Source organism: Agrococcus sp. DT81.2 (genome assembly GCF_049844935.1).
Taxonomy (GTDB): domain Bacteria; phylum Actinomycetota; class Actinomycetes; order Actinomycetales; family Microbacteriaceae; genus Agrococcus.
In genome coordinates, this window is sequence record NZ_JBNCLZ010000004.1 from 16,273 (window position 1) to 34,005 (window position 17,733).

Genomic DNA, 17,733 nt, shown 5'->3' on the forward strand with positions numbered 1-17,733 from the left:
CGCCCGACGTGCGGCTGGCACCCGGGTCAGTCCTGAGCGAGGATCGAGTAGAGCCTACGGCGCGCCTCGTCGAGCACGGTGACCGCTTGCTGCACCTGCTCGGGAGTGCCCGTGCGCCCGACCTGGGCGGCTGCCTGCGCGAGCTCCATGCCCGCCCTCGGCAGCGCCGAGAAGCCGCCCTCGCGCTCGCTGGAGGCGAGCCACGGCGCCTGGCGGTCCGCGGCCGCAGCCGCCTCCGCCCTGCCGCCCTCGGTCAGGGCATAGGTCTTGCGGCCGTTCGCCTCCTCGGCGGTGATGAGCCCTTCGTCGGCGAGCAGCTGGAGCGTCGGGTAGACCGAGCCGGGGCTCGGCTTCCAGGCGCCGCCGGAGCGCTCCTCGATCTCCTGGATGATCTGGTAGCCGTGCATCGGCCGCTCCGCGAGCAGCGCGAGCACGGCGGCGCGCACGTCGCCCCGACCCATCCGCTGGCCGCCGCGCCGCTCGAACGCGGAGCGCAGCTGGTCCATCGCCTCCCACACGTTCGAGCCCGGCCGGCCGTCGCCGTAGCCGCGCGGACCGCCGGCGAAGCCGCCGCCTGAGAATGATCCATGCATGATGTCCTCCTCGCGTCGTCGCGTCATCGCGTCTCGACGATAGTCAACGATATGTCGCTGAGGCCGCGAGCGGAAGGGGTCGGCTCCCGCGCCACGCGCAGGGCCCGGGCTGCGCGGGCAGGGTGGCGACCTCTTGCAGTCGTGGCGCGCCACTCCAGCAGCAACCCGCCACTCCTGTTGCGGCGGAGCGGCGAGGGCGTCGGGATCGCGGAGGCCGCCGCTACGCGGGCGGGGCCGTCGGGCGCTGCACGGCGCCCAATCGCGGCAGCCTCGGCGGGCGGTGCGCGTGGCCGGCGGTCGGCGGCACGAGCACCTGCTGCCCTGCGGCGACCGCGACGCCGTCGGCCGTGCGCACCGTGAGGTCCTGGTCGGTCGGGGTAGCGCGCTTCACGACCGCGAGCGCGATCGGCCCGAGCTCGTCGTGCATCGCGGCGGACGTCACCGCGCCCACCTCGGCGTCGCCGCGCAGCACCGGGTCGCCGGCCGCGACGGGCGCGTTCTGGCTGCCGTCGAGGTGCAGGAGCACGACCCGGCGCGGCGGGGCGCCGAGGTTGTGCACCTTCGCGACCGTCTCCTGGCCGCGGTAGCAGCCCTTGGCGAGGTGCACGGCGGTCGTGAGCCAGTCCAGCTCGTGCGGGATCGTGCGCTCGTCGACCTCGGCGAGCGACGGGCGACCCGCGGCGATGCGCAGCGCATCCGCCGCGAGCGTGCCGACGAAGCGCGCCGGGTCGAGCGCCTCCGCCTCGGCGGAGGTCAGGATCGCCTCCGACCAACGCCACGGCTCCCCCGTCGGCTCGCCGTAGCGCACGCCGCCGGGCGCGACCTCCGGCCAGCCGTCGATCCACGCGAGCTCGCCGGCCGGCTCGCCGGCGGCGCCGACGACGACCACCTCGGGCCGCTCGATGCCGACCTCCTTGAAGAACCGCATCCGCGTCAGCCACGTCTCGAGCGCGTCGCCCGCGCCCGCGTCGACGATGATCCACAGCGCGTCGCCGGTCTCGCGCAGCCGCAGCACGTGCTCGATGCGCCCCTCGGGCGAGAGCACGAGCGACTCGGTCGACGCGCCGGCGGGCAGCCGCTCGACCGCCTGCGAGGTGATCGAGTCGAGCCACGGCAGCCGGTCGGGGCCGGTGAGCCGCAGCACGTCGCGCGGCAGCAGCACGAGCGCGTCGCGGCGCAGTCGGCGCTGCTCGGCCATCGGGTTGCCGACGTGCAGCGGCAGCCCGTCGTCGCCCAGCACGGCGTCGGGGATGCGGCGGGCGAGCTCTGGCGCGATCACTGCTCGTTCGCCTCGCTCGGCACGACGCGCGCGAGCCGCGCGGACGCATGGCTCTCGAGCCCCTGCCCGAGCGCCGCGAGGTCCCACGCCCAGAGGAGGTGCTGGTCGACGAGCCCGAGCATGCGGGTGGATGCCGTGTGCTCCTTCGCGCTCGCACCGCGCAGCACGGCGTCGGTGGCGAGGTCGATGCGCGGGCCGGCGATCGTGCCGAGGTAGAGCTCCGCGACGCCGGTCGGGTGCGCGATGAGGGCCTGCAGCTCGAAGGCGCCGTCGGGCCGGCGCAGCGCCTCGACAGCGGAGGCGTCGGGATAGGCCGGCTCACCCTCGGGCGGCAGCATGCCCGGTCCGGCGTCGGCCGCGTTGGCGGGGCGCGCGAGGCGCCAGAAGCCGGTCTCGGCGGCGAGCGGCGTCAGCTCCTCATCGAGCTGCCACGCGTACGCCTCGTAGGCGAGGTAGGGGTGGCCGTGGTGCGCGAACGAGACGCGCTGGGCGAACTCGTGCTCGATCGTGCGGTCGCCGACCGGGAACGAGAGGACGCCGGTGCCCTCCCACGTGCCGATGAGCCACTGCAGCGGCCCCAGCTCGGCCGGGAGCGTGGGATCGAGCTCGAGCATCGCTTAGCGCTGGCCCCTGAAGAGGTTGCGGATGACGACGAACGAGACGCCGAAGATCGCCAGCATCGCGAGGCCGAGCAGGCTCAGATAGAAGATCTCGAGGGCGACGATGGGGATTCCAGCCATGGCTCGATCGTAGCCGACTTCCGCTGCAGCGCAGGGAGCCCTACAGCAGCGACAGCGGCACGAGGATCGCGCTCGCCACCGCGAGGATCACGACCGAGCCCACGACGGCCGCCGCGAGCCGGTCGACGAGACCCGGCACGGTGGGTCCGCCCAGCTGGATCGCGAAGGCCGTCAGCGTGCACCCGCCGAGCACGATCGGCAGCCACACGATGCCGTCGGACGGCTGCAGCACCCCGACGAGGACCGCGCCGACGAGGGCGAGGGCCCAGACGGGCCAGACGCTCCCCCATTGCCACGACACGGCTTCATTGTGTCTCACCCGGGCTCATCGTGTCCCACCGGGTGGCTGGTCGTGCCCCACGACGGCGCGATCGGGCCCCAGCCCGGGCATGGCACGAGCCGCCGCTTGCCGACCTCTAGGATCGATGCAGGCAGGAGGCTGGATGGCGCACGTCGTGATCTTCACCCGCCGCGACCGGGGTGTGCTGCCGGGCCTGGAGCTGCTCGAGCACCGTGTCACCATGCTGCCCGGGAACGCGGAGGCAGTCGCGCACGCCCCCGACGCCGACGTGCTCGTCGTCGACGGGGCGACCGAGCTGGCCGCCGCCAAGCACCTGTGCAAGCTCCTCGAGGGCGACACCGTGCCGCTGCTGCTCGTGCTCGCCGAGGGCGGCTTCGCGGCCGTCACCGCCGACTGGGGCGTGACCGACATCGTGCTCGACTCGGCCGGTCCGGCCGAGCTCGAGGCGCGCATCCGACTCGCCATCACGAGCGTCAAGGAGAGCGGCCCGATCGTGGCGAGCGGGCTCTCGATCGACGAGGCGAGCTACCAGGCGAAGGTCGACGGCCGCCCCGTCGACCTCACGTACAAGGAGTTCGAGCTGCTGCGCTTCCTCGCCTCGCACCCGGCGCGCGTCTTCACCCGCGAGCAGCTGCTGAGCGAAGTGTGGGGCTACGACTACTACGGCGGCACGCGCACCGTCGACGTACACGTGCGGCGCCTGCGCGCGAAGCTCGGCGACCTCGAGAGCGTCATCGGCACGGTGCGGGGCGTCGGCTACCGATTCGAGCTGGTGGACGCATGACCGAGCAGACAGCCATCGACCTCGCCCGCGCGCTCGCCGCCGCGTGCGCCGAGCACGACGGCGTGCCGCCCTTCAACGACCAGGCGCTCGTCGAGCTCGAGCGCGGCGAGCGTCGCACGATCGGCGACGCGGTCGCGCTCGCCGTGGTGAGCGATCGCGATCGCGAGGTCGAGCTCGCGGTCGCGCCGAGCGCTCGCGGGCAGGGCCGCGGCGGCGAGCTCGCTCGCCGCGTCGCCGCGGAGCTCGGCGCCTTCGACGCCTGGTCGCACGGCGACCTGCCGGCCGCGCGCGCGATCGCCGCGTCGCTCGGCATGGAGCGCGTGCGCACGCTGCTGCAGCTGCGCGCCCCAGTGCCGCCGGCGCCGAGCGAGCCCGACCGCCTGCCCGAGGGCGTGCGCCCCTTCGAGCCCGCCGACGCATCCGCCTTGCTCGCCCTCAACGCCGCCGCGTTCGCCGACCACCCCGAGCAGGGCCGCATGTCGGCGGACGACCTTGCCGCGCGCATGGCCGAGCCGTGGCACGACGACGCCAACCTCGTGGTCGCCGATGGCACGGGTTCGTCGGGTGGCGGCCTCGACGGCTTCGCGTGGGTGAAGCCCGCCGACGGCGACATCGCCGAGCTGTACGTGCTGGGCGTCTCCCCGTCGAGCCAGGGCGCGGGCCTCGGACGGCGGATGCTGTCGGCCGCGTTCGTGCGGATGCGCGCCCTGGGCGCGTCGACCGCGCACCTCTACGTCGAGGGCGACAACGCGCCCGCGCTCGCGCTCTACGAGCGATCCGGCTTCCGCCAGTGGGCGATCGATGTGCGATGGAGGCACGCGCCGTCCAGCGATGGTTGACATGATTGCTGCATGACGGACGGCATCGTGGCAGGCACAGGTCACCCCGGCGAGGAGCTCAGGGTCGAGCGCACCACCAGGACGCTCGAGGAGGAGCAGAGCTTCCACGACGCGAACGCGGCCGACTTCGACGACTATGACGCCGAGCTCGACTGGTCGGCGGAGCTGCAGGGCGGCGAGACCGACGACGGCCTCCCCGCCGACCGGTTCCTCGACCGCGAGCTCTCATGGCTCGCGTTCAACGAGCGCGTGCTCGAGATGGCCGAGGACCCGCTCACGCCGCTGCTCGAGCGCGCCAACTTCCTGGCGATCTTCGCGTCGAACCTCGACGAGTTCTTCATGGTGCGGGTAGCCGGCCTCAAGCGCCGCATCGCGACCGGCCTCGCCGTGCCCACCAACGTGGGCATCGCCCCGGCGGCGCTCCTCGCGCAGATCGTGCAGCGCGCCCACGACCTGCAGCTGCGCCACGCGCGCATCGCGCGCGATTCCTTCCAGCCCGAGCTCGAGGCCGCGGGCATCAGCGCAGTCACGTGGCACGAGCTGACGCACGCCGAGCAGGAGGCGATGTCGGCGCGGTTCGAGGCCGAGATCTTCCCCGTGCTCATGCCCCTCGCGGTCGACCCTGCGCATCCGTTCCCCTACATCTCGGGCCTGTCGCTCAACCTCGCGGTGCGCGTGCGCGTGCCTGGGGAGCCGGAGGACCAGTTCGCCAGGCTGAAGGTGCCCGCCGTGCTGCCGCGCTTCGTCGAGCTGCCCCGCGTGGGCCACTCGCAGCGGTTCCTGCCGCTCGAGGAGCTCATCGCGAACAACCTCGACGAGGTGTTCTCGGGCATGGAGATCGTCGAGCACCACGCGTTCCGAGTCACGCGCAACGAGGACGTGACGATCGACGAGGACGAGACCGAGAACCTCATCCAGGCGCTCGAGCACGAGCTCTCGCGCCGCAAGTTCGGCCCGCCCATCCGCCTCGAGGTCTCCGAGGACATCGACGACGACACCTTCGAGCTGCTCGTCGACGAGCTGGGCATCACCGACCTCGAGGTCTACAAGCTGCCGGGACTGCTCGACCTGAGCGGACTGTTCCAGCTCGCGGGGCTCGACCGACCCGACCTGCGCTACACGAAGCGGGTGCCCGTCACCGCGGCCGCCTTCCTGCCTACCGACCAGGACGAGCGGACCGACTTCTTCCAGTCCATCACGCGCAAGGACGTGCTCGTCCATCACCCGTACGAGTCGTTCGCGACGAGCGTGCAGGCGCTGCTGGAGCAGGCGGCTGACGACCCCGACGTGCTCGCCATCAAGCAGACGCTGTACCGCACGTCGGGCGACTCCCCCGTGGTCGCCGCGCTCATCCGCGCCGCGGCCGCCGGCAAGCAGGTGCTCGCCCTCGTCGAGGTGAAGGCACGCTTCGACGAGCAGGCGAACATCCGCTGGGCGCGCCAGCTCGAGCGCGCAGGCGTGCACGTCGTCTACGGCATCGTCGGCCTCAAGACGCACTGCAAGCTCATGATGATCGTGCGGCGCGAGAGCGGCCGGCTGCGCAGCTACTGCCACATCGGCACGGGCAACTACAACCCGAAGACGAGCCGCATCTACGAGGACTTCGGCCTCTTCACCGACAACGACCAGGTCGGGCGCGACATCACCCGGCTGTTCAACGAGCTCTCGGGCTACGCGAGGGAGAAGTCGTACCAGCGGCTGCTCGTCGCCCCCAGGCACCTGCGCAAGGGGCTGCTGCAGCGCATCGAGCGCGAGACGGCCGCGGCGCTCGACGGCCGGACCGCACGCATCCGCATCAAGGTCAACTCCATCGTCGACGAGCAGATCATCGACGCGCTCTACCGCGCGAACCGCGCCGGCGTCGACGTCGACATCTGGGTGCGCGGCATCTGCTCGATCAAGCCCGGGGTGCCGGGGCTCAGCGAGCGCATCACCATCCGCTCGATCGTCGGCCGCTACCTCGAGCACTCGCGCGTGTTCGCGTTCTGGAACGACGGCGACGAGGAGGTGTTCATCGGCTCGGCCGACATGATGCACCGCAACCTCGACCGCCGCGTCGAGGTGCTGATCCAGCTCACGTCGAGCGAGCACAAGCGCGACATCCTGCAGCACTTCGACAAGGCCATGTCGCCGCAGACGGCGTCGTGGTGGGCGGAGTCGGACGGCACCTGGACGCGCCGCTTCTACGCGGAGGACGGCACGCCGCTCGACGACTTGCACCGCGACCGGATGCTGCAGATCCAGCGACGGAAGCGGCCGGGCCGATGAAGACGGACCGATGAGGGCGGCTCGATGAGCGCGCCCCTGGCGGCGCTGAAGCCCGTGCTCGCCGCCGGTGCGCTCGTGTGGCGCGAGGTGGACGGCGAGGTGCTCGTGCTGCTCGTCGAGCGCACGCAGCACCGCGACCACTCGCTGCCGAAGGGCAAGCTCGACCCCGGCGAGACGCTGCCCGCATGCGCGGCGCGCGAGATCGAGGAGGAGACGGGTGTGCGCATCGCTCTCGGCGCGCCGCTCGGCACGAGCGAGTACCGCCTCCCCGACGGGCGCGACAAGGTCGTCTACTACTGGCAGGCGTTCGTCGACGAGGACGAGGTGGCGCGCGCGCCGTTCGCGCCGAACGACGAGATCCTCGAGCTCTCGTGGCTGCCGATCGAGGCTGCGAAGGCGCGCTGCACCTACGAGCACGACGTGCACATCATCGAGCGCTTCGAGCAGCGGCTGGCCGCCGGCCACGCGCGCACCTTCCCGATCGTCGCGCTGCGGCACGCGAAGGCCGCCAACGCGTTCACGTGGGAGGGTCCGGATGCGTCCCGGCCGCTGACCGAGCGAGGCGAGCGGCAGGCGCGCTCGGTCGCTCCCGGCATCGCCGCGTACGGCGTGCAGCGGATCGTCACGTCGGACGCCGTGCGCTGCCGGCAGACGGTCGCACCGCTCGCCGAGCTCACCGGGCTGGCGGCGAAGGCGACCGCCGACATCAGCCAGGAGTCGACCGTCGACCCGCGGGCGGCCCTCGAGGAGCGCATCGGCAAGGCCGTGCGCAAGCGACGCGGCACGGTGCTGTGCTCGCACGCGCCGATCATCCCCGAGATCGTCACCGCGGTCGTGCACGCCGCGAACGGGCTCGAGTCGGAGCGCACCCACCGCGCGTCGATGCTGCACACAGCCGAGTTCACCGTGCTGCACGTCAGCGCCGGCGACGAGCCGGCGCTCGTCGCGCTCGAGACGCACGCGCCCGCGGTGCCCTGACGCATCCCATGCCCGCCGTGCGGACCCGGGTTCGGCGAGCGGACCCGCGATCGCGGGTCCGGCTACCGAAGTGGGGTCCGCTCGTCAGTCGGCCGTCGCCTCGAAGCCCGTCATGCGGATGAGCCTGGCCGGCACGCCCGCGACGATCGCGTTCGCGGGCACGTCCTTCGTGACGACGGCGCCGGCACCCACGATCGCGCCGTCGCCGATCGTCACGCCCGGCACGACGGTGACGGATGCGCCGAGCCACACCTTGCGGCCGATCACGATGGGCGCGGGCTCCATGTCGCCGCGCCGCTCGGGGTCGACGCCGTGGTTCAGCGTCGTGAGCGTGCTGCCGTGGCCGATGAGCGAGCCGTCGCCGATCGTGATGCCGCCGGTGTCCTGGAAGCGGCAGCCCATGTTGATGAAGACGTCCTTGCCGAGGGTGAGGCCCAGCCCGAACTCCGAGCCGAACGGCGGGAAGACCGTCACCGACGCATCCACGGGCCTGCCGGTGAGCTCGCCGAGCAGCGCGCGCACCTCGTCGGGGGTGCGGTAGCCGCCGTTCAGCTCGGCGACGATCCGCAGCGCCTCCTGCGCCCTCCGGTGCATGAAGTCGTGCTCCGGCGAGCCGGCCGTGATCGTGACGCCGCTGGCGACGTGGGCGAGGAACTCGGGGAGGGTCGTCACGCGGCCAGCCTAGGACGGGTCTCGATACGGGCGCTTCGCGGCCTACTCGACCAACGGAAGCGGACGCGGGCGCTTCGCGTCCTACTCGACCAACGGAAGGGGATACGGGCGCTTCGCGGCCTACTCGACCAACGGGGGCATCAGCCGAAGCGTCCCGAGACGTAGTCCTCGGTCGCCTGCACGGTCGGGTTCGAGAAGATCCTCGTCGTGTCGCCGTGCTCGATGAGCTTGCCCGGCTTGCCGGTGCCGGCGATGTTGAAGAACGCGGTCTTGTCGCTCACGCGGCTCGCCTGCTGCATGTTGTGGGTCACGATCACGATCGTGTACTCCTGCTTGAGCTCCTCGATGAGGTCCTCGATCGCGAGCGTCGAGATCGGGTCGAGCGCCGAGCAGGGCTCGTCCATCAGCAGCACGTCGGGGCTGACGGCGATGGCGCGGGCGATGCAGAGGCGCTGCTGCTGACCGCCGGAGAGGCCGGAGCCGGGCAGCGCGAGGCGGTCCTTGACCTCGTTCCACAGGTTGGCGCCGCGCAGCGAGCGCTCCACCAGGTCGTCCTGGTCGCTCCGCGACATGCGCCGGTTGTTGAGCAGCACGCCGGCGAGCACGTTCTCGCGGATCGTCATGGTCGGGAACGGGTTCGGGCGCTGGAAGACCATGCCGATCTGGCGGCGCACGTTCACCGGGTCGACGCCGGGCCCGTACAGGTTGGCGCCGTCGAGCAGCACCTCGCCGTCGACCCACGCGCCCGAGATGACCTCGTGCATCCGGTTGAGCGTGCGGAGCACCGTGGACTTGCCGCAGCCCGACGGCCCGATGAACGCGGTGACGCTGCGGGGCTCGATCTCGACCGAGACCCCTTCGACGGCTTTGAAGTCGCCGTAGTAGACGTCGAGGTCGTTGATCTCGATGCGCTTGGACATGTTCCTTACCTTCCGGACTTCGGCGCGAAGAAGTGCGCGATGAGGCGCGCGCCGATGTTGAGCAGCATGACGATGAGGATGAGCACGAGCGCGGCGGTCCACGCCCGGTCGAAGTAGGCCTGCTCCTGCACGCCGGGGCTGACGTACTGGTTGTAGGCGAACACCGGGAGCGTCATCATGCGGCCGTCGAACACGTTGTAGTTCATGTTCGTCGTGAAGCCGGCGATGATGAGCAGCGGAGCGGTCTCGCCGATGACGCGGGCGATGGCGAGCGTCACGCCGGTGACGATGCCGGCGAGCGCCGTCGGCAGCACGACCTTCGCGATCGTCAGCCACTTCGGCACGCCGAGGGCGAGCGACGCCTCGCGCAGGTCGTTCGGGACGAGCTTCAGCATCTCCTCCGTCGAGCGGACGACGGTGGGGATCATGAGCAGGCTGAGCGCGACCGCGCCACCGAAGCCGCTGCGGACGCCCTCCCCCGCGAACAGCGCGAACAGCGCGTACGCGAACAGGCCGGCGACGATCGATGGGATGCCCGTCATGACGTCGACGAAGAACGTGATGGCCTTCGAGAGCTTGCCACGGCCGTACTCGACCAGGTAGATCGCCGTGAAGATGCCGACCGGCACCGAGATGATCGCCGCCCACAGCGTGACGAGCACGGTGCCGACGATCGCGTGCAGCACGCCGCCGCCCTCGCCGACCACGTTGCGCATCGAGTACGTGAAGAACTCGATGTCGAAGCGCGCGAGGCCGTTCGACACGACGGTGATGATGAGCGAGATGAGCGGCAGGAGCGCGAGCAGGAAGGCGCCCACCACGACGCCCGTGACGAGCCGGTCGGTGGCCTTGCGACCGCCCTCGATGAGCTGGCTCACGACCGTGATCGCGATCAGGTACAGCACGTAGCCGACCACGACGGTCGAGACGATGCTGAACGACGTGCCGCTCGCACCGGCGACGAGCCCGGAGATGGCGGCGCCGATGACGAGCGCGACGCCGAGCAGCACCCAAGGGCCCCACTTCGGCAGCTGGCCGGCGGTCAGCGGGTTGTCGACCTCGCGGCGAGGCGCGGGGGCCGGGGCGGTGGTGGTGACGGTCATGAGCTACCTGCCTCCGTCCACGGTCGTCTTCGCGATGATCCACCGCGAGACGCCGTTGACGACGAGCGTGATCGCGAACAGCACGAGGCCGGAGCCGATCAGCATGTTGACGGTGATGCCGTGCGCCTCGGGGAAGCGCAGCGCGATGTTTGCCGCGATCGTCGACGGGTTCTGCGAGCCGACGAGCACGAACGTGACGGCGCCCGCGGAGGCGAGCACCATCGCGACAGCCATGGTCTCGCCGAGCGCGCGGCCGAGGCCGAGGATCGAGGAGGCGATGATGCCGGAGCGGCCGTGCGGCAGCACCGCCATCGTGATCATCTCCCAGCGGGTCGCGCCGAGCGCGAGCGCCGCCTCCTCGTTCAGCCGAGGCGTCTGCAGGAAGATCTCGCGGCACAGCGCCGTGATGATCGGCAGCACCATGACGGCGAGGACGATGGCCGCGGTGAGGATCGTCCGGCCGGTGCCGGATGCCGGGGGCGTGAACAGCGGGAGCCAGCCGAGGTTGTCGGCGAGCCACGCGTACGCGGGCTGCATGAACGGGGCGAGCACCGTGATGCCCCACAGCCCGTAGATGACCGAGGGGATGGCAGCCAGCAGGTCGATGAGATAGCCGAGGCCCTGGGCGAGGCGGCGCGGCGCGAAGTGCGTGATGAACAGCGCGATCGCGATGGCGAGCGGCACAGCGATCACCATCGCGAGGAACGCCGACCAGAGCGTGCCGAACGTGAGCGGCCACACCCAGGCGAGGAAGCTGTCGTCCTCGGGCAGCGGGCCGATGATCGCGGGCACGGCCTGCGCGACGAGGAAGATCGCGACACCGGCGAGCGCGACGAGGATGAGGACGCCGGCGGTCGTGGAGATCGCCTTGAAGATGACGTCGGCGGGTCGATTCGGAGCCGCGGCTCTCGAAGCGACCGGTGCTGCGGTGGTCATGGGGCTCCCAGCAGATTCGGGAAGGGACCGGGGAACGCGTCGGGCCGGGGCGATGGGGCGCCCCGGCCGGACGGCTGCGACGATGGAGTCGCGATGCTTCAGTCTGTCAGGGTCGACTACTGGATGGTGTCGACGACGGCCATGATCTCGCCGCGGAGCGCGTCCGAGATCGGGGCGTTGCCGGCGTTCTCCTGACCGGCGAGCTGGCCGGCCTCCGACGCGACGTACGTCAGGTAACCCTTGACGAGCTCGGCCTGGGCATCGTCCGTGTAGTCGGTGCAGGCGATCGCGTAGGAGATGAGCACGAGCGGGTAGACGCCGGCCTCGGTCGAGGTGCGGTCGAGCTCGACGGCGAGGTCGCCCTCGTGGCGGCCTTCGACGCGCGGCGACACGTCGACGGCGGCCGCTGCGGCCTCAGCGGTGAACGGCACGTACTCCTCGCCGACCTTCAGCGCGACCGTGCCGAGGTCACCGGCGCGCGAGGCGTCGGCGTAGCCGATCGTGTTGGTGCCGTTCGTGACAGCATCGACGACACCCGAGGTGCCCTGTGCGCCCTCGCTGGTGCTGTAGGCGGCGGACGGCCAGGTCTCGAACACGCCCTCGGTCCAGTCGGACTCGGCGGTCGCGGTCAGGTACTCGGTGAAGTTCTCGGTCGTGCCCGAGTCGTCCGAGCGGTGCACGGGCGAGATGGGCGCGTCGGGCAGCGTGACGCCCTCGTTCTGCGACGCGATGGCCGGGTCGTTCCAGTTCGTGATCTGGCCGGAGAAGATCTTCGCGATCGTCGACGCGTCCATGTTCAGCGAGTCGACGCCCTCGACGTTGAAGATGACGGCGATCGGCGAGATGTAGACCGGCAGGTCGACCGGGAGCGTGTCGGGGACGCACGCGGCGAAGGTGCCCTCGAGCTCCTCGTCCTTGAGCGCGGCGTCGGAGCCGGCGAACGAGACGCCGCCGGAGATGAACTGCTCGCGGCCCGCGCCGGAGCCGGCCGGGTCGTACGTCACGTTGACGTCGGGGTTCTCCATCTGGAAGCCGGCGATCCAGGCCTCCTGAGCGGCGCCCATCGACGAGGCACCGGCGCCGGCGAGGTCACCGGAGAGCGAGGACGCGGGTGCGCCAGACCCAGCGGGTGCGGTGCCATCGGCCGCGCCAGAGGGCTCGTTGGCTGCGCAGGAGCTGAGCAGGATGGTGCCGGCTGCTGCGACGACCGCAGCGCGGCCGAGCTTCGTGAACTTCACGGTGTTCCCTTCGGGATGTGCTTCGGTGCAGGGACGGGAGCCCTGGGGCGGCGCGCATCCGCACGCCGATCTCACGGTAGGCACCGAGGGTGGCGGCCAGGCCCCGCGGAGGTGAACAGCGGGTGAACGTGGACGCTCGACCGGATCCGGGAGCGGGAACGCCGGGAGCAGGGACGCCGGGAGCGGGGACGACAGTGCCGGGCCGCGAAACGCCTCTCGGCGGAAGGCCGCTCGCAGCGGCGAATATTGGAGCCCGGGGTTACGCGGCCCGGCTCCACCAGGGTAGCGAACGGCACCCCGACACGCACCCGGATGCGCTCACTGCGAACGCGTCGGGACAGCGGGAATGCGCAGGGCGCCCAGGGTTCTCCCCCGGGCACCCGACGCGCGCTGCCGCGCGGCTCACTCCACGTCGATGACCGTGTCGGCGACCTGCGGGTGCCCGTAGTGCGAGCGGAAGACGACGAGGTCGGGGTCGACGTCCTCGGGCAGCTGCACGACGGCGTGCGCACCCGTGAACGACGTGGTGTCGGCCTCGTAGATGTCGTTCTCCGCCGTCACTGTCGTGAAGGTGTCGGCGAAGTCGTAGAGCTCTCCATCGGTGCCCTGGATGAACATGTCGAAGCAGTCCTTGAAGGCGAAGCTGCCGGCGATGTGCTCGCCGTCGATCACGATGGCGATGAAGCGCGTGCCCGGCTCCGGCTCGCCCATCCGCAGCGGCGGGTTGTCGACGACGCCGGTGACGCGGAACGACCAGACGTCGCCGAGCCTGTCGTCGACCGTGTACGTCGAGACCCCAGCCGATCCGCTCGGCGCCGCCGCCGTCGGCGTGGCAGGCAGCGCGGGCGGCAACGGGATGCAGCCGGTGAGGGCGAGTGCGCTCGCGCCCAGAACGAGCGCTGCGGCGAACGGGCGGCGTGCCATGTCGGTCTCCTTGTCCGAGCCGACACTTTGCGCAATCGGCAAGTTCAGCCTACTTGCCGCCCCGCTCGCGAGTGGCCGCAAGCAGCCGTCAGACGAGGCTCTCGGAGCGCCACATCCGCGCGCACACCCGCAGGTCACCGGCGATGTCGGTGAGCGAGGCGGCGAGCCGGGTCCGCTCGCTCGCACGCTGCGGATGCGTCGACTCGTCGATGTGGGCCGCCTCGACGGCGCCGGCCGCCGTGACGGTCGCGAAGGCGGCCGCGCGCTCGAGCGCGAGCGCGAAGTCGCCCGAGAAGACGCCGCGCAGGATCGTCTCTGACAGCGCCCGGAGCTCCTCGGGGGTGGCGGGCGCCGCGACCCCCGCGACGACCGGCGCGGCCGTCGGCAGCGCATCCGCCCCCTGCTGGTACAGCAGCGCCGACTCGACCGCGCGCTGCGTCACGAGCGCGTGCAGCAGGTTGACGCGCCACAGCGCGCCCGGCAGCGAGTGCGGCCGCGCGTGCGACCACAGCTCGGCGACGGTGTCGATGCCATCGTCGCGCGCGATGCGCACGATGCGCTCGACCACCTCCGGGTCGGCGCCGGAGCGCACGCGGGCGAGCAGCGCCTGCGCCGTCTCGCTCGCGAGCTGCAGGCGCACCGCGGGATCGACATCCCCCTCGACGCGGGCGAACCAGTCGTTCGAGAAGCGGGTGGGGCGCTTGAAGTGCTCAGCCATCCCGACCATTGTCCCGGATGCGCGGGGCGGCCGCGCGGGCCGGTCAGCGCGTGAAGTCCCAGACGCCGCCCTGGTCGGTCGTGACGCGCACGTGGTCGATGCCGATCGAGGCGGGCACGTGGAAGATGCCGACGCCGTCGGTGAACGACGGGCTCTGGCCGGTGACGAACAGGTCGTCCTCGGCGAGGAACGAGCTCGCCGTGCTCAAGCCGTGCTCGGCGCCGGTCGCGTCGTCGACGACGTAGACGTGGAACGCGTGGTAGAAGTCAGGCTCGCCCTCGAGGAGCTCGCCGTCGATGAGCACCTCGACGAGCTGGAATCCCGGCTGGGCCGGCTGGCCGTTCGAGTCGGCCTCCACGACCCGGCTGTCGGTGACCTCGAAGCTCCAGATCGAGCCGTCCTGGCCCTCGGCGGTGATCTCGTACGGCCCCTCGGCCGCGCCGGCGGTCTCGCTCGGCGCGTCGCTCTCCACCGGCTCGGTGGGCGCGTCGCTCTCCGCGGGCTCGGTCGCCGGTGTGGGGGCGACGGTGCCCTCGGCAGTGGCGACCGGCGCGGCAGGCGGGGCCATCGGCAGCACGCACCCGGCCGCGAGCGTGACGACCGCTGCGCCGACCAGGAGGGCGGTCATCGAGCGGCGGATTGCGGCGGTCATGGCGCTCCTCCCGACGGGATGTGCGTCGAGCGTAGGACCGCGCACCTCGCTGGGGAAGGGCCTCGACGATGCTGTGGAGCGCGCCCGGTGCACCCCATGCAGCTCCGCTCAGGCGTCGGCGACCATCGCCGGCGGCAGCTTCGGCGCGAGCCGGTGCCACAGCTCGATGAGGGCGCTGCCCACGAGGCCGATGCCGACGGAGGCGAGCAGCAGCGGGCCGTCGGGCAGCTGGAACTGGAAGAAGTCGCGCACGATCGGCACGAGCACCGCGACGACGAGAGCGACCACCATGAGGGCGACGATGAGCACCCGCGTCGGCGTGAACGGCCGGCACGCGATAGCGAGCACCCAGAGGCCGCACACGGTGAGCGTGAACACGGCTGCCGTCTGCACCTGGCGCTCGTCGGCATCCGCCCCGCGCCCGATGAGCGTGATCGCGAGCACCGCGAGCGCCACGGTGACGCCGGAGGGGATCGTGAAGCGCAGGCTGCGGCCGAGGAATCCGGGCACGTAGCGGGTGGCGGCGGGCATGAGCGCGAGGAAGAAGGCGGGGATGCCGATCGTCAGCCCGTCGGTCGCGGAGAGCTGGCGAGGCAGGAACGGGTATTGCACGAGCAGGGCGCCGAACAGCAGCGCGAGCGTGAACGCGTAGGTGGTCTTCGTCAGGAAGATGCGGGAGACGCGCTCGATGTTCGCGATCACCTGGCGCCCCTCCGCCACCACTTGCGGCAGGTGCGAGAAGCGGCCGTCGAGCAGCACGAGCCGCGCGACCGCCTTCGTCGCCGGCGCCCCCTCCCCCATCGCGATGCCGAGGTCGGCGGTCTTGAGCGCGAGCGCGTCGTTGACGCCGTCGCCGGTCATCGCGACCGTGCGGCCCATCGCCTGCAGCGCCTCGACGATGCCGCGCTTCTGGCCGGGCGTGACGCGCGCGAGCACGTGGTGCTCGGCGAGCACGGCCTCGAGCGCCTCGATGTCGGTCGGCAGGTGGCGGGCGTCGTAGGCGTCGCCGTCGAGCGGCATGCCGACCTGCCGCGCGACCGCGCCCACCGTGCGGGGGTGGTCGCCCGAGAGCACCCGCACCTCGACGCCCTGCGCGCGGAAGTAGTCGAGCGTCGCGGCGGCGTCGTCGCGCACGTGCTCGCCGAACGCGAGCACGGCGACGGGCGTGAGCTCCGGCAGCTCGTGCCGCTCGGCCTGCTCGTGGTCGATCGGATGCGCGGCGTGCGCGAGCACGAGCGCGCGGCGGCCGGCCGCGGCGATCTCGAGCGCGCGCCGGGCGACCGGCCCGTGCTCCGCCTCCTCGCCGAGCACCGACTCCGGCGCGCCGAGCACCCACGTGCCGCGCGCCGGGCCCTCCGCGAACGCGACCGCGCTCATCCGGCGGGCGGACGAGAAGCCGATCACGCAGCTGGGCACGCCCTGTGGCGCAGCGAGCGCCGGCTTGATCGCCCGGGCGGTGGGGTTCGCGTCCTCGTCGTGCCCGAACCATGCCAGCGCGGACGGCCACGCGGCCGCGCCGGGCCGCGCACGCACGGCGCGGAGCGCATCCGCCGCCACGGGCTGTGCGCACTCGCCGTCGTCGACGGGCGTGACGTCGAGCAGCTCGACGTCGCCCTCGGTGAGCGTGCCCGTCTTGTCGAGGCAGATGACGTCGACGCGCGCGAGCCCCTCGACGGCGGCGAGCTCCTGCACGAGCACCTGATTGCGGGCGAGCTTGACGGCGGCGACGGCGAACGCGATCGACGTCATGAGGATGAGCCCCTGCGGCACCGACGCCGAGATCGCGGCGGTCGAGAGCACGACCGCGTCCTGCCACGCACCGCTCGCGATGGCGGCCGACCAGCCGCCGCGCGCCTGCATCTGCCCGTTGAGGACGATCGCGATGAGCGGCACGAGGGCGATCGAGATCCACTTCACCACCCGGTTGAGCGCGGCGCGCAGCTCGGAGTGGACGAGCGAGAAGCGGCGCGCCTCCGCCGTCAGGCGCGCGGCGAACGAGTCGCCGCCGACGCTCGTGAGCTGCACCGAGGCAGAGCCGGCCGAGACGGCGGATCCCGACAGCACGGCGTCGCCGACGTGCTTGAGCTGCGCCTCGGACTCCCCCGTCAGCAGCGACTCGTCGAGGTCGACGCCCTCCGTCGCGACGATGACGCCGTCGGCGGGCACCTGGTCGCCGCGGCGCAGCAGCAGGATGTCGTCCTGCACGAGCTCCTCCATCGCGACGTCGAGCCGCTCGCCGCCGCGGAGCACGGTCGAGCGCTGCACGTGCAGCAGCGCGAGGCTGTCGAGCTTGCGCTTGGCGCTGTGCTCCTGCACGACGCCGATGATGACGTTCGAGATCGCCGCGAACGAGAAGAGCGCGTCCTGCCAGCGGCCGAGCGCGAGCAGCACCACCGTGCACACCGCGATCACGAGGTTGAAGAGCGTGAAGAGGTTGACGCGCAGGATCGACAGGAGGGTGCGGCTCGAGGCGTTCGCGAGCCGGTTGGCGCGGCCGTCGGCGACGCGCTCGGCGACCTCGGCGGCGGTGAGCCCGATCGCCGGGTCGGTGGTGCTGAGGATGCGCTGGTGCTCGAGGTGCCCGGCCGCCGGCGCGCCGGGGGTCTCGGGCTTCGTCTGCGTGCGAGCGGGGGTCTGAGACGTCATGCGGCTTCCTGGCGGGTGCGGATGCGCGGGGCGCGCGGCGCTGGATCGCGCGCTCTCCGGGGATCACTCTGGCCCCTCCCGGCCCATGACGGTAGGAGGATCATCCCGAATCATCCGGAAGGCTGACCCCGGCTGCTGCGCC

18 protein-coding genes are annotated in these 17,733 nt (G+C 72.0%); 4 read left to right on the top strand and 14 right to left on the bottom strand.

Annotation, left to right across the window (positions count from 1 at the left end; genetic code table 11):
• Positions 1-26: 26 nt before the first annotated feature.
• The 5 genes from ACLQ21_RS08720 to ACLQ21_RS08740 form a co-directional block, all read right to left on the bottom strand.
• Complete coding sequence (locus ACLQ21_RS08720; protein ID WP_425662929.1) at positions 27-593, bottom strand: PadR family transcriptional regulator; 567 nt, start codon at positions 591-593, stop codon at positions 27-29.
• A gap of 220 nt (positions 594-813) precedes the next feature.
• Positions 814-1,872: a YgfZ/GcvT domain-containing protein gene (locus ACLQ21_RS08725; RefSeq protein ID WP_425662930.1), complete on the bottom strand. Its 1,059-nt coding sequence runs from the start codon at positions 1,870-1,872 to the stop codon at positions 814-816.
• Positions 1,869-2,486, bottom strand: a complete 618-nt coding sequence (locus ACLQ21_RS08730) for an FABP family protein (protein ID WP_425662931.1) — start codon at positions 2,484-2,486, stop codon at positions 1,869-1,871. The genes ACLQ21_RS08725 and ACLQ21_RS08730 overlap by 4 nt, the downstream gene beginning before the upstream one ends.
• 3 nt (positions 2,487-2,489) lie before the next feature.
• On the bottom strand, positions 2,490-2,612 hold the full coding sequence (locus tag ACLQ21_RS08735; protein ID WP_425662932.1) for a hypothetical protein: 123 nt from the start codon (positions 2,610-2,612) through the stop codon (positions 2,490-2,492).
• Between the two features lie 40 nt (positions 2,613-2,652).
• On the bottom strand, positions 2,653-2,913 hold the full coding sequence (locus ACLQ21_RS08740) for a hypothetical protein (RefSeq protein WP_425662933.1): 261 nt from the start codon (positions 2,911-2,913) through the stop codon (positions 2,653-2,655).
• Between the two features lie 142 nt (positions 2,914-3,055).
• Between ACLQ21_RS08740 and ACLQ21_RS08745 the strand changes: the two genes are divergently transcribed.
• Genes ACLQ21_RS08745 through ACLQ21_RS08760 form a run of 4 tightly spaced genes read left to right on the top strand, consistent with a single transcriptional unit; the run spans position 3,056 to position 7,782 of the window.
• A complete protein-coding gene (locus tag ACLQ21_RS08745; protein WP_425662934.1) occupies positions 3,056-3,697 on the top strand; it encodes a response regulator transcription factor in 642 nt (213 codons plus the stop codon).
• Positions 3,694-4,536: a mycothiol synthase gene (mshD, locus tag ACLQ21_RS08750; RefSeq protein ID WP_425662935.1), complete on the top strand. Its 843-nt coding sequence runs from the start codon at positions 3,694-3,696 to the stop codon at positions 4,534-4,536. Before ACLQ21_RS08745 ends, mshD begins: the two co-directional genes overlap by 4 nt.
• A 12-nt stretch (positions 4,537-4,548) precedes the next feature.
• Positions 4,549-6,804, top strand: a complete 2,256-nt coding sequence (locus ACLQ21_RS08755) for an RNA degradosome polyphosphate kinase (RefSeq protein ID WP_425662936.1) — start codon at positions 4,549-4,551, stop codon at positions 6,802-6,804.
• A 24-nt stretch (positions 6,805-6,828) separates the two neighbouring features.
• Positions 6,829-7,782 carry an NUDIX hydrolase gene (locus ACLQ21_RS08760; protein ID WP_425662937.1) on the top strand — a complete coding sequence of 318 codons (954 nt, stop codon included), beginning with the start codon at positions 6,829-6,831 and terminating at the stop codon, positions 7,780-7,782.
• 84 nt (positions 7,783-7,866) lie between these two features.
• On the opposite strand, the gene ACLQ21_RS08765 is transcribed toward ACLQ21_RS08760, so the two are convergent.
• The 9 genes from ACLQ21_RS08765 to ACLQ21_RS08805 form a co-directional block, all read right to left on the bottom strand.
• Entirely contained in the window at positions 7,867-8,454 is a 588-nt protein-coding gene (locus ACLQ21_RS08765; RefSeq protein ID WP_425662938.1) for a DapH/DapD/GlmU-related protein, read from the bottom strand.
• Positions 8,455-8,594: 140 nt separating this feature from the next.
• The gene (pstB, locus tag ACLQ21_RS08770) at positions 8,595-9,374 is read right to left on the bottom strand and encodes a phosphate ABC transporter ATP-binding protein PstB (RefSeq protein WP_425662939.1); all 780 of its coding nucleotides are present in this window, start codon (positions 9,372-9,374) and stop codon (positions 8,595-8,597) included.
• 5 nt (positions 9,375-9,379) lie between these two features.
• Positions 9,380-10,477: a phosphate ABC transporter permease PstA gene (gene pstA, locus ACLQ21_RS08775; protein ID WP_425662940.1), complete on the bottom strand. Its 1,098-nt coding sequence runs from the start codon at positions 10,475-10,477 to the stop codon at positions 9,380-9,382.
• Positions 10,478-10,480: 3 nt separating this feature from the next.
• A complete protein-coding gene (pstC, locus tag ACLQ21_RS08780; protein WP_425662941.1) occupies positions 10,481-11,413 on the bottom strand; it encodes a phosphate ABC transporter permease subunit PstC in 933 nt (310 codons plus the stop codon).
• A gap of 116 nt (positions 11,414-11,529) precedes the next feature.
• Entirely contained in the window at positions 11,530-12,651 is a 1,122-nt protein-coding gene (locus ACLQ21_RS08785) for a phosphate ABC transporter substrate-binding protein PstS (protein WP_425662942.1), read from the bottom strand.
• A gap of 402 nt (positions 12,652-13,053) precedes the next feature.
• Complete coding sequence (locus ACLQ21_RS08790) at positions 13,054-13,575, bottom strand: hypothetical protein (protein ID WP_425662943.1); 522 nt, start codon at positions 13,573-13,575, stop codon at positions 13,054-13,056.
• Positions 13,576-13,663: 88 nt separating this feature from the next.
• Positions 13,664-14,293 carry a DNA-directed RNA polymerase subunit beta gene (locus tag ACLQ21_RS08795; protein WP_425662944.1) on the bottom strand — a complete coding sequence of 210 codons (630 nt, stop codon included), beginning with the start codon at positions 14,291-14,293 and terminating at the stop codon, positions 13,664-13,666.
• 43 nt (positions 14,294-14,336) lie between these two features.
• Positions 14,337-14,945, bottom strand: a complete 609-nt coding sequence (locus ACLQ21_RS08800) for a hypothetical protein (protein ID WP_425662945.1) — start codon at positions 14,943-14,945, stop codon at positions 14,337-14,339.
• 108 nt (positions 14,946-15,053) lie between these two features.
• Positions 15,054-17,591 carry an HAD-IC family P-type ATPase gene (locus ACLQ21_RS08805; RefSeq protein WP_425662946.1) on the bottom strand — a complete coding sequence of 846 codons (2,538 nt, stop codon included), beginning with the start codon at positions 17,589-17,591 and terminating at the stop codon, positions 15,054-15,056.
• Between the last annotated feature and the right edge of the window lie 142 nt (positions 17,592-17,733).